The organism is Vibrio sp. 1CM8B (assembly GCF_023161685.1).
GTDB classification, from domain to species: Bacteria; Pseudomonadota; Gammaproteobacteria; order Enterobacterales; family Vibrionaceae; genus Vibrio; species Vibrio coralliirubri.
In genome coordinates this window covers 11506-37832 of sequence record NZ_JALNTU010000022.1, presented here as the reverse complement: position 1 = coordinate 37832, position 26327 = coordinate 11506, and the positions used below count along the sequence as shown (strand labels likewise).

The 26327-nt window shown below is 45.3% G+C and carries 23 protein-coding genes and 1 tRNA gene; 19 read left to right on the top strand and 5 right to left on the bottom strand.

Going from position 1 to position 26327, the window contains the following annotated elements:
• The first annotated feature begins 1 nt into the window (after position 1).
• Positions 2-77, top strand: a tRNA-Gly gene (locus tag MSG36_RS23340).
• A gap of 632 nt (positions 78-709) precedes the next feature.
• Here MSG36_RS23340 and queG read toward each other — a convergent pair.
• Complete coding sequence (gene queG / locus MSG36_RS23335; protein ID WP_248369873.1) at positions 710-1870, bottom strand: tRNA epoxyqueuosine(34) reductase QueG; 1161 nt, start codon at positions 1868-1870, stop codon at positions 710-712.
• A gap of 240 nt (positions 1871-2110) precedes the next feature.
• Here queG and tsaE point away from each other — a divergent pair, with 240 nt between their 5' ends.
• From tsaE to hflC, 8 genes are all read left to right on the top strand, one after another.
• Positions 2111-2575: a tRNA (adenosine(37)-N6)-threonylcarbamoyltransferase complex ATPase subunit type 1 TsaE gene (gene tsaE / locus MSG36_RS23330; protein WP_004735870.1), complete on the top strand. Its 465-nt coding sequence runs from the start codon at positions 2111-2113 to the stop codon at positions 2573-2575.
• Positions 2569-4284, top strand: a complete 1716-nt coding sequence (locus MSG36_RS23325; RefSeq protein ID WP_248369871.1) for an N-acetylmuramoyl-L-alanine amidase — start codon at positions 2569-2571, stop codon at positions 4282-4284. The genes tsaE and MSG36_RS23325 overlap by 7 nt, the downstream gene beginning before the upstream one ends.
• A gap of 102 nt (positions 4285-4386) precedes the next feature.
• Positions 4387-6567 carry a DNA mismatch repair endonuclease MutL gene (gene mutL / locus MSG36_RS23320; RefSeq protein WP_248369869.1) on the top strand — a complete coding sequence of 727 codons (2181 nt, stop codon included), beginning with the start codon at positions 4387-4389 and terminating at the stop codon, positions 6565-6567.
• A gap of 97 nt (positions 6568-6664) precedes the next feature.
• Entirely contained in the window at positions 6665-7597 is a 933-nt protein-coding gene (gene miaA, locus MSG36_RS23315; protein ID WP_048661597.1) for a tRNA (adenosine(37)-N6)-dimethylallyltransferase MiaA, read from the top strand.
• A 193-nt stretch (positions 7598-7790) separates the two neighbouring features.
• Positions 7791-8054, top strand: coding sequence for an RNA chaperone Hfq (hfq, locus tag MSG36_RS23310; RefSeq protein WP_239829048.1), 264 nt, complete (start codon positions 7791-7793; stop codon positions 8052-8054).
• 44 nt (positions 8055-8098) lie between these two features.
• Entirely contained in the window at positions 8099-9406 is a 1308-nt protein-coding gene (gene hflX, locus MSG36_RS23305; protein WP_017059928.1) for a ribosome rescue GTPase HflX, read from the top strand.
• A 27-nt stretch (positions 9407-9433) separates the two neighbouring features.
• The gene (gene hflK / locus MSG36_RS23300) at positions 9434-10636 is read left to right on the top strand and encodes an FtsH protease activity modulator HflK (RefSeq protein ID WP_019825650.1); all 1203 of its coding nucleotides are present in this window, start codon (positions 9434-9436) and stop codon (positions 10634-10636) included.
• A gap of 2 nt (positions 10637-10638) precedes the next feature.
• Positions 10639-11616 carry a protease modulator HflC gene (hflC, locus tag MSG36_RS23295; RefSeq protein WP_050647226.1) on the top strand — a complete coding sequence of 326 codons (978 nt, stop codon included), beginning with the start codon at positions 10639-10641 and terminating at the stop codon, positions 11614-11616.
• A gap of 152 nt (positions 11617-11768) precedes the next feature.
• On the opposite strand, the gene MSG36_RS23290 is transcribed toward hflC, so the two are convergent.
• Complete coding sequence (locus MSG36_RS23290) at positions 11769-11957, bottom strand: DUF2065 domain-containing protein (protein ID WP_010434105.1); 189 nt, start codon at positions 11955-11957, stop codon at positions 11769-11771.
• A gap of 172 nt (positions 11958-12129) precedes the next feature.
• On the opposite strand from MSG36_RS23290, the gene MSG36_RS23285 reads away from it, so the two are divergent.
• The gene (locus MSG36_RS23285) at positions 12130-13446 is read left to right on the top strand and encodes an adenylosuccinate synthase (RefSeq protein WP_010434108.1); all 1317 of its coding nucleotides are present in this window, start codon (positions 12130-12132) and stop codon (positions 13444-13446) included.
• Between the two features lie 54 nt (positions 13447-13500).
• Here MSG36_RS23285 and MSG36_RS23280 read toward each other — a convergent pair whose 3' ends face one another.
• Positions 13501-13671, bottom strand: coding sequence for a hypothetical protein (locus MSG36_RS23280; protein ID WP_248369867.1), 171 nt, complete (start codon positions 13669-13671; stop codon positions 13501-13503).
• 73 nt (positions 13672-13744) lie between these two features.
• On the opposite strand from MSG36_RS23280, the gene MSG36_RS23275 reads away from it, so the two are divergent.
• Positions 13745-14380, top strand: coding sequence for a tetratricopeptide repeat protein (locus tag MSG36_RS23275; RefSeq protein ID WP_050644365.1), 636 nt, complete (start codon positions 13745-13747; stop codon positions 14378-14380).
• Between the two features lie 128 nt (positions 14381-14508).
• Here MSG36_RS23275 and MSG36_RS23270 read toward each other — a convergent pair whose 3' ends face one another.
• Positions 14509-15918: an amidohydrolase gene (locus MSG36_RS23270; protein WP_017063178.1), complete on the bottom strand. Its 1410-nt coding sequence runs from the start codon at positions 15916-15918 to the stop codon at positions 14509-14511.
• A gap of 247 nt (positions 15919-16165) precedes the next feature.
• Between MSG36_RS23270 and rnr the strand changes: the two genes are divergently transcribed.
• From rnr to rplI, 5 genes are all read left to right on the top strand, one after another.
• Positions 16166-18667 carry a ribonuclease R gene (gene rnr / locus MSG36_RS23265; protein ID WP_050647227.1) on the top strand — a complete coding sequence of 834 codons (2502 nt, stop codon included), beginning with the start codon at positions 16166-16168 and terminating at the stop codon, positions 18665-18667.
• A 178-nt stretch (positions 18668-18845) separates the two neighbouring features.
• The gene (gene rlmB / locus MSG36_RS23260; protein WP_017063180.1) at positions 18846-19586 is read left to right on the top strand and encodes a 23S rRNA (guanosine(2251)-2'-O)-methyltransferase RlmB; all 741 of its coding nucleotides are present in this window, start codon (positions 18846-18848) and stop codon (positions 19584-19586) included.
• A 558-nt stretch (positions 19587-20144) separates the two neighbouring features.
• Positions 20145-20534 carry a 30S ribosomal protein S6 gene (rpsF, locus tag MSG36_RS23255; protein ID WP_004741278.1) on the top strand — a complete coding sequence of 130 codons (390 nt, stop codon included), beginning with the start codon at positions 20145-20147 and terminating at the stop codon, positions 20532-20534.
• Between the two features lie 112 nt (positions 20535-20646).
• Positions 20647-20874 (top strand): 30S ribosomal protein S18, encoded by a 228-nt coding sequence (rpsR, locus tag MSG36_RS23250; RefSeq protein WP_000090472.1) that lies wholly within the window; start codon positions 20647-20649, stop codon positions 20872-20874.
• Positions 20875-20912: 38 nt separating this feature from the next.
• On the top strand, positions 20913-21365 hold the full coding sequence (gene rplI / locus MSG36_RS23245; protein WP_048610692.1) for a 50S ribosomal protein L9: 453 nt from the start codon (positions 20913-20915) through the stop codon (positions 21363-21365).
• A gap of 178 nt (positions 21366-21543) precedes the next feature.
• On the opposite strand, the gene MSG36_RS23240 is transcribed toward rplI, so the two are convergent.
• Complete coding sequence (locus tag MSG36_RS23240) at positions 21544-22428, bottom strand: DUF481 domain-containing protein (RefSeq protein ID WP_050652213.1); 885 nt, start codon at positions 22426-22428, stop codon at positions 21544-21546.
• 176 nt (positions 22429-22604) lie between these two features.
• Between MSG36_RS23240 and MSG36_RS23235 the strand changes: the two genes are divergently transcribed.
• From MSG36_RS23235 to MSG36_RS23225, 3 genes are read left to right on the top strand one after another with little or no spacing between them, the layout of a single operon-like run.
• Positions 22605-23996 carry a replicative DNA helicase gene (locus tag MSG36_RS23235; protein WP_016767560.1) on the top strand — a complete coding sequence of 464 codons (1392 nt, stop codon included), beginning with the start codon at positions 22605-22607 and terminating at the stop codon, positions 23994-23996.
• Positions 23997-24002: 6 nt separating this feature from the next.
• Entirely contained in the window at positions 24003-25088 is a 1086-nt protein-coding gene (gene alr, locus MSG36_RS23230; protein ID WP_248369865.1) for an alanine racemase, read from the top strand.
• A 23-nt stretch (positions 25089-25111) separates the two neighbouring features.
• Entirely contained in the window at positions 25112-26317 is a 1206-nt protein-coding gene (locus MSG36_RS23225; RefSeq protein WP_248369875.1) for a BamA/TamA family outer membrane protein, read from the top strand.
• Positions 26318-26327 lie beyond the last annotated feature (10 nt).

Here is a 26327-nt window from a genome sequence, read left to right as displayed (position 1 = left end):
TGCGATACTAGCTCAGTTGGTAGAGCGCAACCTTGCCAAGGTTGAGGTCATCGGTTCGAACCCGATGTATCGCTCCAGCTTTCTTCTAAAAAGCTACTAAGACTCTTTAAACCACCGTGTTTTTCTTTAGATCACAGAGTTTAAAGGCGACCTTAAGGGTCACGCTCTTTCTTTAATGCTGCGAAGCATAATCCCCCCAAAAAGCAAATAATCCTCCATCATGGTGGATATTTTTTTGTCTTAAATTTTTCTTAGCAACTGGAATGCTAGTAAACATCAGGTCTCTGAAGCAGATACTTGAGGTTTTTCATATCTATAAACAGACTTATCCACAAAATGTTAGGTGTGGATAACTTGGTTGATAAAGTTATTTCAGTCTTAATTCTTTACATATCCCTAAAAGATCTTTCTTGTTTTCAATATATTAGCTGAATTGTGGTGATCGTAACTTGTTGTTTTTTATCAAGTTGAATGCTTATCTTGAATTTGATAAAAGATCGTTAACTTGTTGTTTTTTGATCTTAATCATTTATCGGTACTGTGTTTAACTTTGTGCGGGTGTCGGAAGTTTACGAGAGTTCTGAATTTTTTCCACATTGTTAGAATTGAGAACAAGGTCAAACATTGTTCTAAAATTATGTGCAACGAGTTGTCTTAAATATTGGACTATCGATGTGGGTGTCGCTGTCAATCCTTGATGCCAAAAGGGCTAGGCGTCTCTTGGTAGCCCTTTCTCAACAATGCGTATCAATCTGTGCTTTTTGGTGAGGATTTTGCTGTTACTTTTTTGTACACCGTTATCTTCTTGCAGACTGCTAGAGTTGGGTAACTGCTGTAGTTGTTTATTCAAAGCCCACTCTATATGCACATCCAACATATCGTTTTTTCCTTGATGGGATTCCAGCGTTTCAACAATGCGTTGTTGGAATGGTGCATTGCCCATCGCAACAAAGATGTTGCGTAACCACTGGGTGTGGCCGATACGTCTTATTGCTGAGCCTTCCATTTTCTTTAGGAAGGTTGCTTCGTCCCAACTTGAAAGTGAAACCAGATCGGCTTCTTGGAAATCTTCTCTGCGGTGAAAGTCTGTTTGCTCTGTGAGTTCGGCATGACGATTCCACGGGCAAACTAACTGACAATCATCGCAACCGTAGATACGGTTACCAATAGCATCTCTATACTCTTCAGGGATCACACCATCATATTCAATAGTTAAGTACGAGATACATTTTCGCGCATCAACCACGCCATCAGCAATAATGGCACCCGTTGGGCAAGAAGTGATACATGCGGTGCATTTGCCGCACTCATCGACACTGGGTTCATCCGTTGGAAGAGGGATGTTAACCAACAGCTCCCCTAAAAAGAACCAAGAGCCAGCGTCTTTATCAAGAATTAATGAGTGTTTACCTGTCCAACCCAACCCGGCTTTCTGAGCGAGCGGTCTTTCCAAAATAGGTGCTGAATCGACGAAAGGGCGTGAGTCTAAACTCTCGACCTCTTTTTCAATTCTTTGTCCCAGCTTTTTCAACTGGTTACGGAACAATTTGTGATAGTCGCGGCCTAAAGAATAACGGCTGATGTAGCCTTGAGTGGTATCGCTTAGGTTAGAGGCAAACTGAGCTTCTGGTGGTAGGTAATTCATTCGAGCGCTGATCACTCGAATTGTGCCTGGGTGAAGTTCATCAGGACGTGCACGCATCATCCCATGTCGAGCCATCCAATCCATTTCGCCGTGATTGCCAGCATCTAGCCATGCTTGAAGAGGGGCTTCGTGTTCACTTAAGTCAACATCGCAGATGCCAACTTTTTGAAAGCCTAGCTCTTTTCCCCAGATTTTAATTTTTTCAGCAAGATGGTCTAGATTCATGGCTTAATTCTTATTTTCTCTGTTTTACAATTAGAGATAAGGCTAATTAAAATTAGGTTCGGCAAAAATGGGGGCGGATCTTAACGGATCTTAGTGGTGTTGACCAGAACAGACGCGTTTTGAGCAGTATTTTTCATAGAACTTACACTTGAGTGCTTGTCTCCCAAAAGCATCACGGTTTACTATTCTTGTTCTTTTGATTTTTATATAGTCAACGATCGATTTTTAGAGAACGTATTCATGAGCACGAAACAATTTACTTTGAAAGATGAACAAGCAACGATTCAATTAGGAACGGAGCTCTCTAATCTTTGCTCACAGCAGACGACTATTTATCTGCATGGTGATCTTGGCGCAGGTAAAACGACCTTCAGTCGTGGCTTTGTAAAAGCACTTGGCCATCAAGGAAATGTAAAGAGCCCAACGTATACTCTAGTTGAACCTTATCAACTTGCCGATTGGCAGGTGTACCACTTTGACCTTTATCGCCTAGCCGATCCTGAAGAGTTAGAGTTCATGGGAATTCGTGACTACTTTACTCCGGATGCTATCTGTTTGGTTGAATGGCCTGAGAAAGGTTATGGGATGCTACCAGAAGCCGATTTGGATATTGATATTCGTTACCAAGACGATCACCGTATTGTTTCTTTAACCGCTAATAGTGAATACGGACAGCGCTTACTTAGTCAGTTGGAGTTATGTTGATTTCTAAACGCCTTATTTCAACAGTGGCCATGATGGCTGCTGTTTTTTCTATACTGTTTTCTTCACTTGTTTCTGCAAACTCACTGAAAAGTTTAAGGGTTTGGCCTTCTCCAGAAGAAACTCGTGTGGTTATCGACTTAAAATCAGAAGCGGACTTTAGCTATTTCACCCTGAGTAGCCCGAGTCGTTTAGTGGTCGATTTAAAAAATACCAATCTTGCGACTAAGTTACCGGTCGTGGTGAAAGACAGTCCTGTTTTGTCTAAGATTCGTAAGAGCTCACCACCAAACAAAAACACCTATCGCTTGGTTTTTGAATTAAAGAAGTCGTCTAAAGCCGAGTTGTTCAAACTGAGCCCGACTCCGGGTGGTCAGTATGGACACCGTTTGGTGATCGACTTACCTCATGGTGCGGCAAGTAAAGCGACATCGACGCCGAGTAAGCCAACGGTAAGTAAGAACATTAATCAGGTTAAGCGCCAGAAAGACATTCTAATTGTGATTGACCCTGGCCACGGCGGTGAAGATCCTGGCTCAATCGGTCCATCTCGTAAGTATGAAAAAGACGCGACTCTGAGTATTTCTAAGAAGTTAGCAGCTCAACTGAATGCGGTCCCGGGGATCAAAACTCGTATGACTCGTAATGCTGACTACTTTGTGAACCTGAATCGACGTGTTGCGATTGCTCGAGAGAATGAAGCTCACCTGTTGATCTCTATTCACGCCGATGCCTTTACTACGCCTCAACCAAGAGGTGGTTCGGTATTTGTGTTGAATACTCGACGTGCGAATACCGAGATCTCACGCTGGATTGAGAACAAAGAGAAACAGTCAGAATTGCTGGGTGGCAGTGGTGCAGCGTTCACCGGCAATATTGATGATAAGAACGTAAACCAAACCCTACTTGATTTGCAGTTTAGTCACTCACAGAAAGAGGGCTACAAACTGGCAACGGCGATTCTGTCTGAAATGGGTAAGGTTGCGAAGTTGCATAACAGTAAGCCGATTAACACCAGTTTAGCAGTATTACGTTCACCACAGATTCCATCAGTACTGGTAGAGACTGGCTTTATTTCTAATCCGACGGAAGAGAAGCTTCTTTTCCAACGTTCGCACCAAGATAAATTGGCACGAGCAGTGACTAAAGCGGTCGTTAAGTATTTGAAGGCTAACCCGCCTGAAGGGATTATCTTATCTAACGCAACGTCATCAACGGGTAGCGTGAGCCAACATAAAGTCTCTCGTGGCGAGTCTTTGTCTGTGATTGCGAGCAAATATGGTACGTCGACACAGACGTTGATGAAGTTCAACAATCTGAAATCGAGCAGCCTAGCAATTGGCCAAGTACTTAAGATTCCAGGCAGCGCTTCAAGTTCATCATCAAGCAGTGCGGTTAAAACGAAGACCATAACTCACACGGTTAAGTCTGGAGAGTACCTAGGTAAGATAGCCAGCCGTTACAAAGTATTGGTGGCAGATATCAAACGTGAGAATCGCTTGAAGTCTGAAACATTGAGAGTCGGTCAGAAGTTACGTATTACGGTTGAAGTGAAAGATGTTCCTCTGCGTAAACACAAAGTTGCAAGAGGTGATTACCTTGGCAAGATTGCGTCGAAATACGGCGTGAGCGTCAACAGCATTCGCCAAGCGAATAAGCTACGATCTGACAGCCTAGCTATCGGCCAAGTGTTGATTATTCCTCACAAGTAGTCTTGGGAATACTAAGCGGCTTCAGGTATATCAATGTTAAAAAAGAAGAACTAGTGCAAACGTAACAGCGTTTCCATCAATGGCAGTAAGGTAGCTATAAATATGACGATCAAAATACTGCCAGCTCGGTTAGCTAACCAAATCGCAGCGGGTGAGGTGGTAGAAAGACCCGCTTCTGTTGTAAAAGAGTTGGTTGAGAACAGTTTGGATTCGGGTGCCACTCGTATCGATATTGATATCGAGAAAGGTGGCGCTAAGATGATCCGCGTTCGTGACAATGGTAAGGGCATCGTTAAAGATGAGCTTGCCTTGGCGCTGAGTCGTCATGCTACCTCCAAAATCCACACTCTTGATGACCTAGAGGCGATCGTCAGCCTCGGTTTCCGTGGTGAAGCGCTGGCGAGTATTAGCTCGGTTGCGCGCTTAACCATGACTTCACGTCCTGCCACTCAAGATCAAGCTTGGGCAGCGCACAGTGAAGGTCGTGATATGCAGGTCAAACTGCAGCCTGCGGCGCACCCTATTGGTACTTCGGTTGAGGTGTTGGATCTGTTCTTCAATACACCAGCACGCCGCAAGTTCTTACGCACCGAGAAAACCGAATTCACGCATATCGATGAACTGCTTAAACGCATCGCATTGAGCCGTTTCGATGTGACGATCAACCTTCGCCATAACGGTAAAATGATTCGTCAGTACCGTGCTGCTAAAACACAAGTTCAAGCAGAAAAGCGTATCGCTGCGGTATGTGGCAATCCTTTTGTTCGTCATATGCTTAAGATCGAGCTTGAGCACCAAGGTCTAAAACTCCATGGCTGGATCACCACGCCAGAAGGAGCAAGACAACAAAGCGACCTGCAATACTGCTATGTGAATGGTCGTATGATGCGTGACAAGCTGATCAACCATGCGATTCGTCAAAGCTACGAAACCAGTCTGCGTCCAGACCAATTCGCGACGTATGTGTTGTTTATTGAACTTGACCCGCATCAGGTGGACGTGAATGTTCACCCTGCAAAACACGAAGTACGTTTTCATCAAGCGCGTCTTGTGCATGACTTTATTTACCAAGCATTGAGTGATGGTTTAGCACAGAGCAAGCAGATCGATGCTGCACCGATCAATCAGTCGGCTTTTCATCAATCAGAAGTGATTCATCATCAGCAGGATAGTACGAGCTCTGAAGTTTATGGTGTTGCAAGTTTCGCTGAGCCAGAAAGCGTAATGTCTAGCAGTTCGGATCAAAGCCAAGTTTCGGATAGGGTGCGACACGCTATTGAGCAAACGCCTGCCTACCCGAGAAAAGCAGAATCAGAGCACGCTTTTGATAAGCCTCAACACAGTGTTAATGATGCTGGGCGATACTATGCTCCATCAACCAGCTCAAGTTCATCTGCTGGCCGAAGCTCGTCTGCTAGTGAAAGCAGTTTTACCGGTTCTCCTCGCCAAGAGTGGATAGAGTCTCGACCTGAACCTAAAAAAGAGAAAGAGCCACACCAGCATCATGGTGACCCCGCGCCATCTAAGCGAGAAGTGAAAGCCTATAAAGAGCTTCTGAAAACGCCTGATTTTGATGTTCAAGTTGTACAGCCTTCATCTTCTCAAGCGCATGTGGCACCAGTAGATAACGTAGAAAATATAGAAGCTAAGCCTGCTCAACAGAATCCCGTTAACTTGAAGCCAAGAGTACCTGTAACGGACTTGGGCAAAGCGGTCTCGATTGTGGAACGTCAGTATCTGGTAATGGGCAATAAGAACGGCAGTGTGCTGGTTTCCTTGGCTAAGGCTGAGTTATTGCGTGTTGTTGGTCAGCTTGATACTCGAGGGGGCGCGTTAAAAAGCCAACCGTTATTGGTGCCCTTATCGATTAAGCTGGGTAGTGAACTTGTCGAAGTTGCTAAGGCGCTGAGCCAAACTCTGGCATTACTGGGGATTGAGCTTAAGGCGCGAAACAGTGAGGCGGTAATGGTGATGGGCGTACCTTCTCCTTTAAGGCAGCAAAACTTACAAATTTTGATCCCAGATCTGTTATCTTACGCGGCTTCATTAAATGCTCAGATTGTCGATAATCACTCGGCTAATGTTTCCAGTGACCTGTTGCCATTATTGGTCAACTGGATCGGGATTCAAACCGCACAAGTAAAAAGCGACTACACTTTATCTGAAGCGGTTCAACTAGTTGGGGAACTTGAACAACTTTGGCATGGTCTACTTCCATTAGATGATCCTGAGTTTGTTAATCCTATCGACTTTTCAGCGACTATAGCCGCGTTTACGGTTTAATTTTTTCGCGACGACATTTGTCTTTTTAGCTGAATACGTCGCGACACAAAGCCCTTTGCTAAAAAGCGCTAAAACAGAGAAGCAAATACAAAATATCATGACTGAAAAATTACCTTTAGCGTTGTTTTTAATGGGCCCAACGGCATCAGGAAAAACAGATTTAGCTATCCGCTTACGTCAGAAATACCCAGTAGAGATCATCAGCGTCGATTCGGCACTTATCTACAAAGACATGGATATCGGCACCGCTAAACCGGATGCGCAAGAGCTTGCACTGGCACCTCATCGCTTGATTGATATTTTGGATCCAAGCGAAGCGTATTCTGCGGCAGATTTTCGTCGTGATGCGATCAATGAAATGAATAAGATTGTAGCGGAAGGCAAAATCCCGCTACTTGTTGGTGGCACAATGCTTTACTACAAAGCATTGTTGGAAGGTTTATCGCCATTACCCGCAGCGGATCAAGAGATTCGTAAGCAGATTGAAGCGGAATCTATCGAACAAGGTTGGCAGGCATTGCACGATCAATTAAGAGAGATAGATCCCGTATCCGCTGAAAGAATACACCCAAATGATCCACAAAGGCTTTCAAGGGCATTGGAAGTTTACCGAATTTCGGGTAAAACATTAACAGAGCTAACTCAAACGAAAGGCGATAGCCTGCCATTTCGTGTAAAACAATTTGCAATAGCTCCCAAGGAAAGGAAAGAACTTCATCGCCGCATTGAGCTGCGTTTCGAGAAGATGATAGAAGCAGGATTTGAAGAGGAAATGAAGGCGTTGCACGCCAGAGAAGATCTTCATCCTGAACTGCCATCGATCCGATGCGTTGGTTATAGGCAGATGTGGGATTATTTAGACGGTAATTGTGATTTAGACGAAGCGGTTTTCCGTGGTGTCTGTGCAACCCGTCAGTTGGCCAAGCGACAAATCACCTGGTTGCGCAGTTGGGATGATTTAACTTGGTTAGATAGCGAAAACATTGATCAAGCGTTAGAAACTCTTTCAGATGCAATAGCATCTGATTAGTATTGCTGTGTATAATGTGATCGCTTTTGCGTGAATATACTCTGGAAAGGATCCGTTATTGAGGCTTTTAAAAAATCACAGCCTTTCAATAACAACGGAGTTTTTTTATTCATTTAGCTCAGATGCAAAGGCCGCACCTTTTTGTGCACCACTAGCTAAATAATTACAACAAAATACAAATAAGGAAAATAAAATGGCTAAGGGGCAATCGCTACAAGACCCATTCCTAAATGCACTCCGTCGTGAGCGCATTCCAGTCTCTATCTATCTTGTCAACGGCATTAAGCTGCAAGGTCAGATCGAGTCTTTCGATCAATTCGTGATCTTATTGAAGAACACAGTAAACCAAATGGTTTACAAGCATGCGATTTCTACTGTGGTACCTGCACGTGCAGTTAGTCACCACAGCGGCGAACAACGCACGTCATCTGATCGTCCAGAGAAGACTGAAGATTAATCGTTCAATTGATACAGCTTACGCTGTAATAAGGAGTTGGTTGCTTGTTTGACCGTTATGAATCCGGCGAGCGAGCCGTACTTGTTCATATCAACTTCACGCAAGAGGGAGAGTGGGAAGACCTAAGTGAATGTGAAATGCTGGTCTCCTCAGCGGGGGTAGAAACGCTACAAGTGATTACTGGTAGCCGACAATCCCCACTCCCTAAATACTACGTTGGAGAAGGTAAAGCCCTAGAAATCGCACAAGCTGTTCAGCTAACCGGTGCTGAAATTGTGATTTTTAACCACTCCCTATCTCCTGCCCAAGAGCGAAACCTCGAGCAATTGTGTAAATGTCGTGTGATTGATCGCACGGGTTTGATCTTAGATATCTTTGCACAACGTGCGCGAACTCATGAAGGTAAGCTACAAGTTGAGCTCGCCCAACTTCGTCATATCTCTACCCGATTGATTCGTGGTTGGACTCACCTTGAAAGGCAGAAAGGTGGCATTGGTCTTCGTGGTCCAGGTGAAACTCAACTGGAAACCGATCGACGTTTGTTGCGTGACCGTATAAAGGCAATACTGCGTCGTTTAGCGAAAGTCGCTAAGCAGCGTGAACAAGGACGACGTGCTCGTAATCGAGCTGAAATCCCAACAATTTCTTTAGTTGGTTATACCAACGCAGGGAAATCAACACTTTTCAATCGCATCACAAGTGCGGGTGTTTATGCGGCAGACCAACTGTTTGCAACCTTAGACCCAACACTACGTAAGATTGATTTGGCAGATGTCGGTCCTGCAATTCTCGCAGATACCGTAGGTTTTATCCGTCATCTACCACACGACTTGGTCGCTGCGTTCAAGGCAACATTACAAGAGACGCAGGAAGCTGACATTTTGTTACATGTTGTTGATGCCAGTGATGACCGTTTTCGTGAGAACATTCAGGCTGTTCATGAAGTATTAGAAGAAATCGATGCTCATGAAGTGCCAACCCTTGTAGTCATGAACAAAATTGACTGCATGGAAGACCAAAAACCTCGAATTGAAAGAGACGAAGAGGGCGCACCTCGCGCTGTTTGGGTTTCTGCAATGGAAGGAGAAGGTATTGAACTGCTGTTTGAAGCTTTAACTGAGCGTTTAGCTAGCCAGATGGTTCAATTCCGGTTGTGTATTCCACATCAACATCAGGGGCGTATTCGCAGCTTATTCTTCGAGATGAAATGTATTCAACAGGAAGAGTATGATGAAAATGGTAACTTGTTGATAGATATCCGAATGCAACAAATAGATTGGTCTAAACTTGAAAAAAGAGAAGGGGCGCTCTTAGGTGACTTTATCGTTACCAAAGAGACTGCTACAGTATAACGTCATATCAAATGATGGAGCTTTCTAATGGCGTGGAATGAGCCTGGAAATAATAACAACGGCGATAATAACGGCCGCGATAATGACCCTTGGGGTAATAAAAACAATCGCGGCGGCCGAGATCAAGGACCGCCAGATCTAGACGAAGTGTTTAGTAAACTAAGTCAAAAGTTAGGTGGCAAGTTTGGTAAAAAGGGTGGCAACGGTAACGGGCCATCTATTGGTGGTGGCGGTGCAATTGGCTTTGGTGTCATTGCCGTTATTGCTATTGCTATCTGGTTCTTCGCTGGTTTCTACACCGTTGGCGAAGCAGAAAGAGCAGTAGTACTTCGACTGGGTCAGTTCGACCGTATCGAAGAACCTGGTCTTAACTGGCACCCACGCTTCATCGATGAAATCAAAGATGAGCAACTAGTAAACGTTCAAGCGATTCGTTCTCTACGTGCTGCTGGCACGATGCTAACGAAAGATGAAAACGTTGTGACCGTTGAAATGGGTGTTCAATACCGTGTTTCTGACCCATACAAGTACTTGTATCGTGTAACGAATGCAGACGACAGTTTACGCCAAGCAACCGATTCTGCGCTTCGTGCGGTAATTGGTGACTCACTAATGGATAGTATCCTGACAAGTGGTCGTCAACAGATTCGTCAAAGCACTCAAGAAACGTTGAACCGTATTATTGATAGCTACGACATGGGTATTCTGATTGTTGACGTGAACTTCCAGTCAGCACGTCCACCTGAGCAAGTGAAAGATGCATTTGATGATGCTATCGCGGCTCGTGAGGATGAAGAGCGTTTTGAACGTGAAGCTGAAGCTTACCGAAATGACATTCTTCCAAAAGCAACAGGTCGAGCTGAGCGTTTGAAGAAAGAAGCGGTAGGTTACTCAGAGCGCACAGTTAATGGTGCTCTAGGTCAAGTTGCTCAATTCGAGAAACTGCTACCTGAATACCAAGCTGCTCCTGAAGTAACACGTAACCGTATGTACCTAGATACAATGGAAAAAGTGTACTCAAGCACATCGAAAGTCCTGATTGATTCTGAATCAAGCGGTAACTTGCTATACCTACCAATTGATAAGCTAGGCGCACAAGGTGGTTCTCAGTCGGGCACTCGCCCTGCAAAAGCATCATCAACTTACGATCAAATTGAGTTAGAAACTCAAGCGGATCCTAAGCCTAGTACTCAAACTCGTTCAGACAGTTCACGCCAAGGGAGATACTAATAATGCGTAAATTAATGATCCCTGTATTAGTTGTGACGATTGCCCTTCTATTGATGTCACTATTTGTGATTCAAGAAGGCGAGCGTGGCATGGTAATTCGTTTTGGTCGAGTTCTCGATGACAACGGCGTATCACGAATCTATGAACCAGGCCTGCACTTTAAACTGCCTATGTTTGATCGCGTAAAAGTACTTGATGCTCGTATTCAAACGATGGATGGCCGTTCTGACCGTTTCGTAACATCAGAGAAAAAAGACGTTCTAATTGATACTTACGCAAAATGGCGTATTGCTGATTTTGGACGTTTCTATCTGAGTACTGGCGGCGGTAATATCATGACGGCAGAAGCACTTCTTGAGCGTAAAGTGACAGATGTTCTTCGTTCTGAAATTGGTTCTCGTGAAATTAAGCAGATTGTGTCAGGCCCTCGTAATAAGGACATCCTGCCAGACTCTGCTGATAGCGAAGTCGTCACAACGGTAGCGGCTGCAGAAGCACTAGAAGTTGATGGCGAACGCGATAAGATCATGGAAAACGTTTTGTCTGGAACGGCAGAAAGTGCGATGGCTGATTTAGGTGTTGAAGTTGTTGATTTCCGTATGAAGAAGATTAACCTTCCTGACGAAATCAGTGAATCTATCTACCGCCGTATGCGTGCAGAACGTGAATCGGTTGCTCGTAGACACCGTTCTCAAGGTCGTGAGAAAGCGGAAGTTATCCGTGCTCAAGCTGAGCTAGAAGTGGCAACAGTTCTTGCTGAAGCTGACCGTACAGCTCGAATCACTCGTGGTGATGCGGATGCAGAAGCAGCGAAGATCTACTCTGATGCGTTCAGCAAAGATGCTGAGTTCTACGGCTTCATGCGTTCATTGCAAGCTTATGAGACATCATTTAGCGATAAGAGTGACATTCTAGTACTGGATCCGAAGACAGACTTCTTCCAATACATGAATCAAGCAAGCGGCGCTCCAGCAAAATAAGCTGATGCGTTAGCGAATGCTTAGCTCAATAAGCAAAATACGTTAAAACTTAAAAGGCTCCCATTGTGGGAGCCTTTTTGTTTTCTATGCGTTGAATACTGACCATTGAATCTTCGAGGGAGATTGAGTAACAGCTCCGTGCTTTGGAAAACCTAACGGTAGGTCATGAAAGCGATAACCGCTCCAGCCACCACAAGACAGCCTCCAATGCGGCGCAGTTGCGTGTCTGGCTGCTCGCTCAGTTGTGCGACCATGTTTCTCCAGCCATTGGGTGCAATTAAGGGACCGAGCCCTTCCACAATAAGTACGAGCCCAATAGCGAGCCAAATTGATTGAGACATGGTTCTGCCTTTTGTCTGTAAAAAAGCAATGATATCAGTATCTTTACACATCTGCCCCCAGTTATGGCTGGTTTATTTTTGTACAGCGTTAACGTTTATGAACAAAAAGTGACTGCAAGAAGTGTGATTCAGTGCTAGAATCCATTTTTAATTAGCAACAGAAATTGGAAAGATGGGAAATAACGTAGTCGTTCTAGGCACCCAATGGGGTGATGAAGGTAAAGGTAAAATCGTTGACCTTTTAACTGAAGATGCAAAATACGTGGTTCGCTACCAAGGCGGTCACAATGCAGGTCACACACTTGTAATTGACGGTGAAAAAACCGTTCTTCACTTAATTCCATCAGGCATCCTACGTAATAACGTTAAATGTGTTATTGGTAACGGTGTAGTATTATCGCCTGACGCACTTCTAAAAGAAATGAAGCCTCTTGAAGATCGCGGTATTCCAGTACGTGAACGTCTTTTCATCTCTGAAGCTTGTCCTCTAATTCTTCCGTACCACATTGCAATCGACAACGCGCGTGAAATCGCTCGTGGCGCTAAAGCTATCGGTACAACGGGTCGTGGTATCGGTCCTGCTTACGAAGATAAAGTTGCTCGTCGCGGTCTACGCGTTGGCGACCTTTTCGATAAAGAAGCATTTGCTGAGAAGCTAAAAGAAGTGATGGAATTCCACAACTTCCAACTAGAGCACTTCTACAAAGCTGAAACAGTAAGCTACGAAGAAGTTCTTGAGCAAGCGATGAGCTACGCAGATATGTTAACTGCGATGGTTATCGACGTAACTGACGAACTAGACGCAGCACGTAAGCGCGGCGACAAGATCATGTTCGAAGGTGCTCAAGGTACGCTACTAGATATCGACCACGGTACTTACCCATACGTAACGTCTTCTAACACGACTGCTGGTGGTGTTGCTGCAGGTTCTGGTTTCGGTCCTCGTCACATCGGTTACATCCTTGGTATTACTAAGGCTTACTGTACTCGTGTTGGTTCTGGTCCATTCCCAACTGAGCTATACGATGGCCTTGAGAAGCAAGACCCAGTTGGTAAACACCTAGGCGATGTTGGTCACGAGTTTGGCGCAACAACTGGTCGTCTGCGTCGTACTGGTTGGTTCGATGCTGTTGCTATGCGTCGTGCAATCCAAATCAACTCTCTATCTGGTATGTGTCTAACTAAACTAGACGTTCTAGATGGCCTAGAAGAACTAAAAATCTGTACTGGTTACAAGATGAAAGATGGTTCTATCCTAGAAGTTTCTCCAATGGCTGCTGAGTCATTCGAAGAAGCGACGCCAATCTACGAAACAATGCCTGGTTGGTCTGAAAACACATTTGGTGCTAAATCTATCGACGCGCTTCCACAAGCTGCTCTAGATTACATCAAGCGTATCGAAGACCTAACTGGCGTTCCAATTGATATCGTATCAACTGGCCCAGATCGTAACGAAACTATCATCAAGGTTCACCCATACGGCGCGTAATGCCCGCTGAGTGATTACCAGGCACGAACAGTGCTTTGATAATGAAATAGTTTTCTAAAAGCCGACTTTATTCAGTCGGCTTTTTTGTACCTGTAATTTGATAACGAAGTCGTCTTTGATGATCTTTTGAACGCCATCTGGCAAAATATTGCCCATTAGCGGCAAGTTTTGTCTAAAGCCGTCGGGGTTATTGCCGATACAGATATCATGGAAAGTGAAGTTCACCCTGTTTTGTGCGTGTAGAAATCCTCTGCACCCCTCAATAGATAACTTTAGCGACAGATAATAGAGTGCAGGTATGAAGCTACGAATAGTGGCAGCTTCATTAGTAATGGCGCTGAGCTCACCCTTGAGTCATGCAAATTTGGCTGATGTGGGAGAGCCCGTTCCAATATATACAGAAGCTGAACTGATTAATTTAATCGAAAATAATCAACATCTAGAGCGAGTGAAAGCTGATAAGTGCCAGTTAGTTGAAGATATCGTTGCTCGCGCAACGCGTATTAGCTTGCCTTCTTATGAGTTTTTATACGGTGATATGTTGGCTTGGGGTGTGTGTGTTCCACAAGATGTAGAGCTTGGCCTTTACTATATGGAGAACGCGGCACATCAAGGTTTACCCGCTGCATTAGAGCAGTTAGGTCGTTATTACTCTCGTGGTACTTTGGTACAACAAGATCAAGAGCGTGCGATTCCGTATCTACGTGAAGCGGCCTCTATGGGTAACTTAAGTGCGAGCATTCACTTAGCGGAACTCTTGTTACGTGACTACGGCAGCCCATTGGATTATGAAGATGCTTACCGTTGGTTGTATAACTCGGTAACCGCAGACCAAAGACAACACAGACGTATTACTGTGCTTCGTAGCGGTCTGGAACAGAGAATGCCAGACAATATTATTGCTCGAGCAAAACGTCGAGACGTGTTCTGGTAATACCGAGCAAAAAACCTGTAATGATCCCTGCACTCATTGTTACAGGAAACAAGACTTAAAAAGCCCCTCCTAATTTAGTTAGTGCGGGGCTTTTTACGTTTAGATGGTCATGCTATTCGATTGCGAGTTTATTGAACAACTTCACCAGACTCAATCACCGTTTCACGAACAACCTTAGTGAAATCGAGTGCTTCTTGGCGGATCTTATCTTCGTCTACCGTTAGCATGTCGCGATCTTGCATGATGATCTTGCCATCAACGATGGAATGACGAACATTGCCTGAGTTAGCTGAGTACACCAGTGCTGAGTATGGGTTGTAGACCGGAACCATATTTGGCGCCTTAGTATCGATCACTATGATGTCAGCCAGTTTGCCTGCTTCAAGAGAGCCGATCTTATCTTCCATGTGCAGCGCTTTTGCTGCGCCCATGGTCGCCATGTCGATCACTTTGATCGGCGGCATCGCAGCACGATCTTTGTTAACTAACTTGTGAACCTTAGCGACTTGGTTGAATTCATCAATGGTGCTCAGTGTGTTACCTGACATTGGGCCATCAGTACCTAAACCGATACGCACGTTCTCGTCATACATCTTAAGGGCAGGTGATACACCTTTTGCTGACTTGATGTTAGCACTCATGTTATGAGCCACACCCATATCCGATTTCTTCACCAGTTCGATATCATGATCGTCAACGAGGATCATGTGTGCACCCACCAAGTTCTTGTTGAGTGCACCAATGCTGTCCATGTATTGAACCGGAGATAACCCATCAGAACGCTCTGCGATTTTCTCTTCTTCACGGTGTGATTCTGCAAGGTGAATCATTACTGGCACATCTAACTCTAGGGATAGCTTAGATATTTTCTGCAGGATCTCTGTGGTGTTGGTGTAAGGCGCATGCGGGGCAAACGCTGGTGTGATTCGCGGGTGATCTTTGTATTCTTCAATAAAATTCAACGCGTACTTAATGCCTTCTTCGGCGTTAGCCGCATCGGCGACTGGGAACTTAATAACGGTTTCACCTAGGATGGCACGCATACCGATCTTATCGACGGTTTTTGCGACTTCATCTTCGAAGTAGTACATGTCGGCGTAAGTTGTCACACCGCCTTTCACCATTTCAACGTTACCTAGGTTGGCACCAATGCGTACCATGTCTCGCGATACTAGCTTCTTCTCTAGTGGGAAGATGTAGCGGTGCAGGCGATCTGGCACATCATCGGCCAACGAACGGAAAACTGTCATTGATACATGAGTATGGGTATTGATGAGACCTGGCATAACGATATCGCCATCCACGTCTAACACTTGCTTAGCTTGGTACTGCTTCTCTAGTGAAGCATCTCCAACCGCAATGATTTTGTTGTCTTTGACCACAACAGTACCGCTTTCATAAACCGTTTTGTCTTGGTTCATGGTCAGAACCATCGCATCGGTAATCATCAGGTCAGCTTTTTCCATTGCCGAACTTGCGAATGGGAACAGAGCTAGGCTCGCCATAGCTGAAGCCAATAAAGTGCGTTTTAGTTTCATATCATACTCAGAACAGGAGTTGGTAAAGTGCGTGGATAATAGTGTATTTCATTCATGGCGCAAACGTTTGTTTTATCGTTTGCTTGAAATTTTGATGATAGTCCACGTCTATGAAGTGATGTTTCACAAAGTGAAGATATGTATCAATCTGAGGTTATTTGAGTGTTTTCTAAAGCATATCTGTAGCTTACCCCTAGCATCAGATATACTAGGGGTATATACCTTCCTTGCTTAAGCAGGCCCGCCTATGTCAAAAAACACACCAACGTCAGAAAATACGACAGCGACAACCACTGTTGATCCTTTTGCCGACCGAGAGTCGAAAAATTACGATAACCCAGTACCAAGCCGAGAGTTCATTATTTCGTTTCTAACAGACGCGAATATTCCGATGAACCGCAACGATCTATTCGAAGCTTTGGGTCTTGCTGGAGAGGAACAATATGAAGGGCTGCGTCGTCGTTTACGTGCAATGGAGCGTGATGGACAGCTTATCTTTACTCGTCGTCAGTGCTACGCATTGCCTGAGAAGATGGAACTGATCAAAGGCTATGTGATTGGTCATAAAGACGGTCATGGTTGGGTGCGCCCAGACGGCAGTGTGGGTAAAGACAACGATATCGTTCTGCCGCATCATCAGATGAAAACCATCATGCACGGTGATTACGTATTGGTTCAGCCTACTGATAACAGTAAGCGTGGCCGTCGTGAAGGTCGTTTGGTTCGTGTGCTTGAAGAGCGTAAAACGCCACTTGTTGGTCGCTTCTTCCTAGAGTACGGCCATTCTTACGTTGTTGCTGATGATTCGCGTATTAGTCATGACATCCAGATCCCTACTGAGCATAAAGGCGGTGCTCGAATGGGTAATGTGGTTGTGATTGAAATTACGGATCGCGGTGGTCGTTCACGTAACATGATGGGTAAAGTAACCGAAGTTCTTGGTGAAAACATGGCGCCGGGTATGGAAACGCAGATTGCGATCCGTACTCACCAGATCCCACAAGAGTGGCCTGAAGCGGTAGATAAGCAAATCGAAAACCTAGGTGAGCATGTTCCTGAAGAAGCAAAAGAAGGACGTGTAGACCTGCGTAAACTGCCATTGGTTACCATTGATGGTGAAGATGCACGTGACTTCGATGATGCGGTTTACTGTGAAGCGAAGAAAGGCGGCGGTTGGCGTTTATGGGTAGCGATTGCTGACGTAAGTTACTACGTTCGCCCAGATACAGCGCTAGACAAAGAAGCGATTAACCGTGGTAACTCGGTATACTTCCCGTCACAAGTCGTGCCAATGCTGCCTGAAGTGCTTTCAAATGGTTTGTGTTCATTGAACCCTCAAGTAGACCGTTTATGTATGGTGTGTGAGATGACTATCTCAGACAAAGGTAAGCTGTCGGGTTACAAGCACTACGAAGCGGTAATGAACTCTCATGCTCGTCTTACTTACAACAAAGTAGGCGCGATCTTAGATGGCAATGAAGAGCTTCGTGAGCGTTACGAGCCAGAAGTACCGCATCTTGAAGAACTGCACAAGATGTACAAAGTGCTTAAGAAAACGCGTGATGAGCGTGGTGCGATTGAGTTTGAAACGGTAGAAACCAAATTTATCTTCAATGCGGATCGTAAGATCGACCGTATTGAACCGGTAATTCGTAACGATGCACACAAGATCATCGAAGAGTGTATGATTCTGGCGAACATCGCATCGGCATCTTACGTAGAGAAAGCGAAAGAGCCTGCTCTGTACCGTGTTCACGAAACTCCGGGCGAAGAGCGCTTAATGGGCTTCAAGAGCTTCTTAAGTGAATTAGGTTTAACGCTGGAAGGTGGTTTGTCACCATCACCAGTCGACTATGCACAACTGATGCAACAGATTAATGAACGTGAAGACCGTGAGTTAATCCAAACCATGTTGCTGCGCTCAATGAAACAAGCGGTCTACAACGCGGATAACGCGGGTCACTTTGGCTTAGCCCTTAAACGCTACGCTCACTTTACCTCGCCGATTCGTCGTTACCCTGACTTGCTATTGCACCGTGCGATTAAGTACCTTATTGCGAAAGAAGGCGGTCGTAACAGCGAACGTTGGACGCCAACGGGTGGTTACCACTACACTTTCGATGATATGGACTTCTACGGCGAACAGTGTTCAATGACTGAGCGTCGTGCTGATGACGCAACACGTGAAGTGAACGACTGGTTGAAGTGTGAATACATGCAAGACCATGTCGGCGAAGTGATGGATGGTGTAATTGCCAACGTGACTGGTTTTGGCTTCTTTGTTCGTCTAACTGAGCTGCACATTGATGGCTTGGTACATATCTCAGCGCTAGCGAATGATTACTACCAATTTGATGCTGTTGGCCAGCGTCTAGTGGGTGAAAGCTCTGGTAATATCTACCGCTTGGGTGATTCGGTTAAAGTGAAGGTTTCTGCGGTTAACTTAGAAACTCGTCAAATCGACTTTGACTTAGAAGACACCGATCGTCAGCCGCGTGGTAAAGGCAAAACAGCCAAGAAGCGTGCAGCAGAAGCGATGAAAAAGGCGAAAAGCAAGAAGCGCTCAGCAGTGAAGAGTAATAAGCCAGGTGTATCAGCGAAGCCTATGGTTGAGCCAACTAAGCGACCTGACGGAAGCAGCGAAGGCCCTGCTAAGAAGAAAAAGCCAGCGAATAAAACCGGTGCTGCTAAAGCTCGCGCTAAGAAAAAGCGTGCTGCAAGCCGTAAGCCAAAGGCTGATAAGTCTTAAGACTGATAGATCTTAAGGTTAAATAAGGCGCTTTGCTAATCAGGTTTAGCGCCTAACTGATTTAATTTAATGCGAGAGTATCAGGCGCAAGACGCATACTCTCGAAATGAACAACACAGAGAGGGATGCATCGGCATTGATGTCATTCTTCTCTGAGCAATAAGAGTAACTTGAGACAATGAGTAACGAATTTATTTACGGTATTCACGCGGTGAAAGCCGTACTAGAAAAAGATCCTGCACGTTTTATCGAAGCGTATGTATTGAAAGGTCGCCAAGACGAGCGCCTTCTTCCATTACTGAACCAACTGCAACAGTTTGGTGTGTCGATTCAGCAGATGGGCCGTAAGCCGCTGGATGAAAAAGCACAAGGTGCGAATCACCAAGGTCTTATTGCTAAGGTGAAGCCTGCTAAGCAGCTTAATGAAACTCACCTAGACGATATCCTAGCGCAGCACGAACAGCCTTTGCTGTTGGTTCTAGACGGCGTAACAGACCCTCACAACCTAGGTGCTTGTCTACGTAACGCGGATGCCGCAGGTGTCGCTGCTGTTATCGTACCGAAAGATCGCTCTTCGCCGTTAACCGCAACGGTAAGCAAGGTTGCATGTGGCGCAGCTGAAACGGTTCCGCTAGTACGTGTAACCAACCTAGCTCGCACAATGCGAGCACTGCAAGAGCAGGGCGTATGGTTTGTGGGTACGGCAGGTGAAGCTACGCATGATATCTACCAAGCGAAGCTAACAGGCCCTCTTGCGGTTGTTATGGGGGCAGAAGGTGACGGTATGCGTCGTCTAACGCGTGAAACCTGTGATGACCTAATTAAGATTCCAATGGCCGGCAGCGTGTCGAGCCTAAACGTTTCGGTAGCATCAGGCATCTGTCTGTTTGAAGCGGTACGTCAGCGCCTAGCTCAATAGAGTAAAGCTGAGTCAAAAGGCAAAACGACTTTAAGTCTATGAATTTATTAACGCTCACCACTTGTTGGTGGGCGTTTGTTTTTAGGCTGTTATGGCAGAATCGATTGGTTTATCAGATGGCAAGGGGCTGTTGCTCTTTCGTGGTTGAATTTTGTTCGAGATAAAATCGTTTTAGGCGCGGCGAAGAGTATGTAGCCTAGTCATTCTAAGCAAATATTCTTCAACAAAGCATAAAACGATTTTAGCCGAACCCTTCGGGCAGTCTTTGTGGTTCATTTCTACTGCGTTATCGGCTTTTTATGTAGGCTAGCTACACGTCAAAGCCTCTGCCTTGTATAAATTTCCCACAAAGAACTGCAAAAGCCAGCTCGAAAGATTAACAGCCCCTAAATGGCGAAAGAAAAACTGTTTCATTATTCGCCAAATACCACTTGCCAATACAGGGTTCTTTCTATAATATTTGCCGTCCTTAAAACTCGGTCATTTATCTTTAGTTCCTTGCTTCCTCTGGACGACCGGGCCACTCGTGGAAGCTAATAATCCGTAAGGAGCAACCAAATGCGTCATTACGAAATCGTATTCATGGTTCACCCTGATCAAAGCGAGCAAGTTGCTGGCATGATCGAGCGTTACACTGGTTCTATCACTGAAGCTGGCGGTACTATCCACCGTCTAGAAGACTGGGGTCGTCGTCAAATGGCTTACCCAATCAACAAGCTTCACAAAGCTCACTACGTTCTTATGAACGTTGAAGCTGGTCAAGAAGTGATTGACGAGCTAGAAACTGCTTTCCGTTTCAACGATGCAGTTCTACGTAACATGATCATGCGCACTAAAGGCGCTGTGACTGAGCAATCTATTATGCTTAAGCAAAAAGAAGAGCGTGCAGAGCGTGCTCCTCGTCGCGAAGAGCGTACAGAAGCTAAACCAGAAGCAGCTGCTGAGTAATTCTTTTTTGGCTTAACGCCTTAAAAAATTCTCAACTTGTTTTAGGTCATTGATAGTTATTTCGATAATTGTGAAAGACCGCTTTACTAAATTTAAGATCAGGAGATAGCCCATGGCTCGTTTCTTCCGTCGTCGTAAATTCTGCCGTTTCACTGCAGAAGGCGTACAAGAGATTGACTACAAAGACGTAGCAACTCTTAAAAACTACATCACTGAAGCTGGTAAAATCGTACCTAGCCGTATCACTGGTACAAGCGCTAAGTACCAGCGTCAACTAGCTCGCGCTATCAAGCGTTCTCGTTACCTAGCTCTACTACCGTACACTGACAAGCATCAGTAATCGGTAATAGTTAATAATAGTTTAAGAGGACTAAGATAATGCAAGTTATTCTACTTGATAAGATCGGTAACCTAGGTGGCCTTGGCGACCAAGTAAACGTTAAATCTGGTTACGCTCGTAACTTCCTTATCCCACAGGGTAAAGCAGTTATGGCAACTAAAGACAACGTTGCTATGTTCGAAACTCGTCGTGCTGAACTAGAAGCTAAAGTTGCTGAGCAACTAGCTGCTGCTGAAGCTCGTGCAGAGAACGTTAACACTCTAGAAGGCGTTTCAATCGCTTCTAAAGCTGGTGACGAAGGTAAACTATTCGGTTCTATCGGTACTCGTGACATCGCTGACGCTATTACAGCGGCAGGTGTTGCAGTAGCTAAGAGCGAAGTACGCCTACCTGAAGGCGCTCTACGTAACATCGGCGAATTCGAAGTAAGCATCCAACTTCACTCTGAAGTTTTTGCTACTGCGAAAATCGCTATCGTTGCAGCTGAGTAATTTCAGTACCAAGACGAATTCTTTCTTTTGAAAGTTTTAAACACCAGCTTCGGCTGGTGTTTTTTTATGTCTGGAATATAGGAGTATAAGGAAGGGCTACAATCGGTAAAAAGCTTATAGTGATCCATAAGCTGTTATTGCTGAGCAAGCCGTTCTCAAGGTTAGAAGTGGCCTAAGATTAGAATTGGAATAGCAAGTTGATCGATAGAACAGAGTCTTCTTTGCTTAACCCTTCAGGCACTTTATCGTGGTACTGGCGAGAGTGTGCGATCTTCAGCGCGATATTGTCAGTGATATCATTGATGGCTTCGAGTTCAGTATCAAACTTTAGGTTACTGTGACCAGAGACAAGCGTCACGTCGGCCTTGAGCTGCAAATTCTTCAATACCTGCCAAGACGTATTCACGTTGCCACGGAAAATTGCCTCTTCAACAATCTCTGGGAAGATGATGTCATCGTCGTCTAATTCATCAAGGTTAGGTTCTTGGTAACGAAAACCTGGGCCCACTTCGACTTCTAACACAAACTTTTCGGTATTTGAAAACTGGTAACCCAGACCACTCGAAATTGTGTAGTCCTTAAAGTAAGCACTGTATCGCGAGTCGACTCCTTTAAAGCTGCCGTAAAGGTAGGTTTTAGGGCTTAACTTGTAGTCACTCTGAGCTGAGTAAGTCGATTGCCTTTTATCCTCTTCGCCATCTTTGTAGAGGTTGTAGTATTTCCATTCACCACTGGTTCTATGACGGCCAGCCGTGTACTCACCGTTAAGGCGTGCGTTAAGCGAACGTGAATCAGAATTACCAGTATGCGACTGATATCCAAATTCAACTTCCGTTTTTAGCGGGCTCGGCAGTTCTGTATCACTAGCATCACTCGGTGCGATATCCATATCTTTTTCTTCAGGTGTCGGTGCAACGACGATCGGCTCAGCAGTAGGTTCTGGAACCACTATAGAGTCGAGGATTGCATCAACAGAGGCTTTAGCATCATCAGCTAAGGCCATTGGAGCGCTCAGGAGGCCAGTGCTTAGAAGACCAGTGCTCAGAGCCAATAATTTGGACACGCATACCTCTAGTTATACAGTGAATGAATGGCAGGATCGTAATGCTACCCTTGGTTAATTCCGTCAGCAATAGGTAAATTCTTCCTGAAGAATAAAACAAACTCATAGGATCGGATTACAAACGGATGTTCTTGGGTATAATGAACGATCATTATTAGTTATTGAGTGTAGTCATAGTGGATACCAAAAGTCAGAAATCAGCCAACGATCAGGTGGACGCCATCAAGGTCCCGCCACATTCATTAGAAGCTGAGCAATCTGTTATTGGCGGTTTGTTATTAGATAACGAACGCTGGGATACAGTTGCCGAAAAGGTTGTGGCCAAAGACTTTTATAGCCGTCCTCACCGTCTGATCTTTGAAGCGGTAAAGGATATCCTTGAAGAAAGTTCTCCTCTGGATCTTATTACACTCTCTGAACATTTAGAGCTGCGTGAGCAACTTGAAGAAGTGGGTGGCTTTGCTTACCTTGCTGACTTAGCGAAAAACACACCAAGTGCCGCAAACATCAATGCGTATGCGGATATCGTAGCGCAACGTGCACTTGTTCGTAGCCTGATTGGTGTCGCGAATGAGATTGCTGATTCTGGTTATGACCCTCAAGGTCGTACATCGGAAGAGCTGGTTGATCTTGCTGAAAGTAAAGTCTTCGCGATTGCCGAAGGCCGTGCAAGTGAAAACGAAGGTCCACAAAACGTTGATAGCATTCTAGAGAAGACGCTAGAACGTATCGAGATCCTATACAAAACGCCGCAAGATGGTGTGACAGGTGTCGATACTGGCTTCAACGACCTCAACAAGAAAACAGCAGGTCTACAAGGCTCTGACTTAATTATTGTTGCTGCTCGTCCATCGATGGGTAAAACCACATTTGCGATGAACTTGTGTGAAAACGCAGCGATGAAGCAAGACAAACCGGTTTTAATCTTCTCGCTAGAGATGCCAGCCGAACAGCTGATGATGCGTATGCTTGCGTCACTTTCTCGCGTAGACCAAACCAAGATTCGTACTGGTCAGCTAGATGATGAAGATTGGGCTCGTATCTCGTCGAGTATGGGTATTCTGATGGATAAGAAGAATATGTATATCGATGACAGCTCGGGTCTAACGCCAACAGAAGTGCGTTCTCGTGCTCGACGTATCGCTCGTGAACACGATGGTATCTCTATGATTATGATAGATTACCTTCAATTAATGCGTGTACCTTCGTTATCTGATAACCGTACTCTTGAAATCGCCGAGATTTCTCGCTCATTGAAAGCGCTGGCAAAGGAGCTGAACGTTCCGGTTGTGGCACTTTCTCAGCTTAACCGTTCCCTAGAGCAACGTGCTGATAAGCGCCCAGTAAACTCGGATTTGCGTGAATCAGGTTCGATTGAGCAAGATGCCGATTTGATCATGTTCATCTATCGTGATGAGGTTTATAACCCAGATAGTTCCTTGAAAGGCATTGCTGAGATCATCCTTGGTAAGCAACGTAACGGTCCGATCGGTTCGGTTCGTCTTACGTTCCAAGGCCAACACTCCCGATTTGATAACTATGCAGGCCCTGCATTTGATGATGAGTAATCGCTAATGACTTACATGAAAGCGGCGACGGCGAGCATTGACTTAAACGCGCTCGAACATAACCTGAACCAGATAAAGTCGAAGGCTCCTCAGTGCAAGGTCATGTCTGTTGTGAAAGCCAATGGCTACGGACACGGCTTACTGCATATAGCCAGGCATTCAAAAAGCTCTGATGCTTTTGGTGTAGCGCGTATTGAAGAAGCGTTACAACTTCGTGCTGGTGGCATTGTTAAACCTATTTTGTTGCTGGAAGGGTTTTACTCTTCGGGCGATTTACCCATCCTGGTGACCAACAACATTCAAACCGTGGTGCATTGTGAAGAGCAATTAAGCGCGCTAGAGAATGCAGATTTGGAAACACCCGTTGTGGTATGGCTCAAAGTCGACAGCGGCATGCACCGATTAGGTGTTCGCCCTGAGCAATACCAAAACTTTGTTGAGCGTTTGCATCAATGTGCGAATGTTGCTAAACCTCTACGTTACATGAGCCACTTCGGTTGTGCTGATGAACTGGATAGAGCAACCACTGTTGAACAGACAAAGCTTTTCTTATCTCTTACCGAAGGTTGTGAAGGTGAGCGTTCACTTGCTGCCTCTGCGGGTTTGCTCGCTTGGCCAGACAGCCACCTTGATTGGGTTCGTCCGGGAATCATCTCTTATGGTGTCTCTCCGTTTGTTGATAAATCGGCGCAAGAGCTTGGATTTTTGCCTGTGATGACCCTGACCTCACACCTAATTGCCGTTCGCGATGTGAAAGCCGGTGAAAGTGTGGGTTATGGCGGAAACTGGACCAGTGAGCGTGATACTAAGGTTGGTGTTATCGCGATTGGTTATGGTGATGGCTATCCTCGCACTGCACCTAACGGCACTCCAGTGTTCGTTAACGGTCGAAAAGTACCGATCGCAGGACGTGTATCAATGGACATGCTAACGGTCGACCTTGGCCCTGATGCTGCAGATAAAGTCGGTGATGAAGCGACATTATGGGGTAAAGATTTACCTTCAGAAGAAGTGGCAGAACATATCGGCACTATCGCGTACGAGCTAGTCACTAAGCTGACTTCGCGTGTTGCGATGGAGTATGTGAAGTAGCTATGGATCTTGTAAACTAAATGATGTTCAAGCGAACTACTCGACACTGGCTAACGTCAGTCTTGGCGTTAGCCAGTGTCAGCTTTTCTTCTTCTGTCTTGAGCGAAGAAAAAGATTCAGCCTTTGTCCCTTTCTATTTTAGTACTGAAACTTTGGGCAATACCTTTGGGGTTGCGGGTGTCGCAAAGGGCGTTTGGCAACCTCAAGCCGCTCTGTTTGGTATGGCACTCTATTCAGACAAAGACAGTTATGTCGGTTTTCTATCGGCCTTTAACTACGCTTTGTCTGAGAATGTTTTATTCAGTACTCAGATGTACCAAGCGCGCTTCAACGACAATCCTTATTACATAGGCTCTCAAGGCGATAACGATTCATCTATTGATGATAAAACCATTGCCGATGGCTTAGAACAGAACTATCAGTTTGAATTCAAGTATTTGCTACCTTGGGGCAATGTTGCAGAACATGGCTTGTTAGGGGCTTTTCAGCCAATCAAAGATGTGAGTTTTGCTTCGCCAGTCGAGTCGGGTGTCAGTTCGATTATCTTCACGCCTTTTTATACGGCACGTGAGCTAGAAGGTTTAAACAACACGGAAGAGGCGACAGGCTTTAGTCTGGCATTGGATTGGGATAACCGTGATAGCACACGTAACCCAACCACGGGCTCTCATACTAACCTTGAGTTCACAACAGGCGCAGAGAGTTGGTCTAACGATGACTTATGGCTTAAGTGGACCTTCCAAAATAGCCAGTACTTTGCTTTAGGTCCTTTAGGGGACCTATTCGATCAACAAGTTTTAGCATTCGATTTCTATACGGCTGACACGCCAACGTGGGATAACTGCTCTGGGCAAGATTGTGCTCGCCCACCGGAGACAGAACAAGCTCGATTAGGTGGCTTGTATCGCTTACGAGGTTATACCGGAGGTCGCTACCACGGTCGCTCTGCAGTGCATTACTCTGCTGAGTACCGAGTGATTCCTGACTGGCAACCTTTGGGTGATATTCCATTGATTAATTACTATGATTTGCCTTGGTGGCAATGGGTAGCGTTTGCCGAAGTCGGGCGCGTTGCGGATGAGTACGACATCAAAACACTGCACTCAGACATGAAATGGAGCTTAGGTGGCGCGGTGCGTTTCCAAGTGGAAGGCATTGTTGTACGTGCTGAGTTGGCGCGAGGTGGTGATGAAGGGACTTTTAGGATCATGATCAATCAGCCCTTCTAAAGCTTTCGGC

Bases quoted from the DNA above. Each gene is read 5' to 3' on its own strand.
- hflK (WP_019825650.1), top strand. From the start codon at position 9,434: ATGGCGTGGAATGAGCCTGGAAATAATAACAACGGCGATAATAACGGC.
- MSG36_RS23275 (WP_050644365.1), top strand. From the start codon at position 13,745: ATGAAGCTACGAATAGTGGCAGCTTCATTAGTAATGGCGCTGAGCTCA.
- hflC (WP_050647226.1), top strand. From the start codon at position 10,639: ATGCGTAAATTAATGATCCCTGTATTAGTTGTGACGATTGCCCTTCTA.
- tsaE (WP_004735870.1), top strand. From the start codon at position 2,111: ATGAGCACGAAACAATTTACTTTGAAAGATGAACAAGCAACGATTCAA.
- MSG36_RS23290 (WP_010434105.1), bottom strand. From the start codon at position 11,957: ATGTCTCAATCAATTTGGCTCGCTATTGGGCTCGTACTTATTGTGGAA.
- rnr (WP_050647227.1), top strand. From the start codon at position 16,166: ATGTCAAAAAACACACCAACGTCAGAAAATACGACAGCGACAACCACT.
- rplI (WP_048610692.1), top strand. From the start codon at position 20,913: ATGCAAGTTATTCTACTTGATAAGATCGGTAACCTAGGTGGCCTTGGC.
- MSG36_RS23285 (WP_010434108.1), top strand. From the start codon at position 12,130: ATGGGAAATAACGTAGTCGTTCTAGGCACCCAATGGGGTGATGAAGGT.
- rlmB (WP_017063180.1), top strand. From the start codon at position 18,846: ATGAGTAACGAATTTATTTACGGTATTCACGCGGTGAAAGCCGTACTA.
- alr (WP_248369865.1), top strand. From the start codon at position 24,003: ATGACTTACATGAAAGCGGCGACGGCGAGCATTGACTTAAACGCGCTC.
- MSG36_RS23325 (WP_248369871.1), top strand. From the start codon at position 2,569: ATGTTGATTTCTAAACGCCTTATTTCAACAGTGGCCATGATGGCTGCT.
- mutL (WP_248369869.1), top strand. From the start codon at position 4,387: ATGACGATCAAAATACTGCCAGCTCGGTTAGCTAACCAAATCGCAGCG.
- rpsF (WP_004741278.1), top strand. From the start codon at position 20,145: ATGCGTCATTACGAAATCGTATTCATGGTTCACCCTGATCAAAGCGAG.
- MSG36_RS23270 (WP_017063178.1), bottom strand. From the start codon at position 15,918: ATGAAACTAAAACGCACTTTATTGGCTTCAGCTATGGCGAGCCTAGCT.
- miaA (WP_048661597.1), top strand. From the start codon at position 6,665: ATGACTGAAAAATTACCTTTAGCGTTGTTTTTAATGGGCCCAACGGCA.
- queG (WP_248369873.1), bottom strand. From the start codon at position 1,870: ATGAATCTAGACCATCTTGCTGAAAAAATTAAAATCTGGGGAAAAGAG.
- hfq (WP_239829048.1), top strand. From the start codon at position 7,791: ATGGCTAAGGGGCAATCGCTACAAGACCCATTCCTAAATGCACTCCGT.
- rpsR (WP_000090472.1), top strand. From the start codon at position 20,647: ATGGCTCGTTTCTTCCGTCGTCGTAAATTCTGCCGTTTCACTGCAGAA.
- MSG36_RS23225 (WP_248369875.1), top strand. From the start codon at position 25,112: ATGTTCAAGCGAACTACTCGACACTGGCTAACGTCAGTCTTGGCGTTA.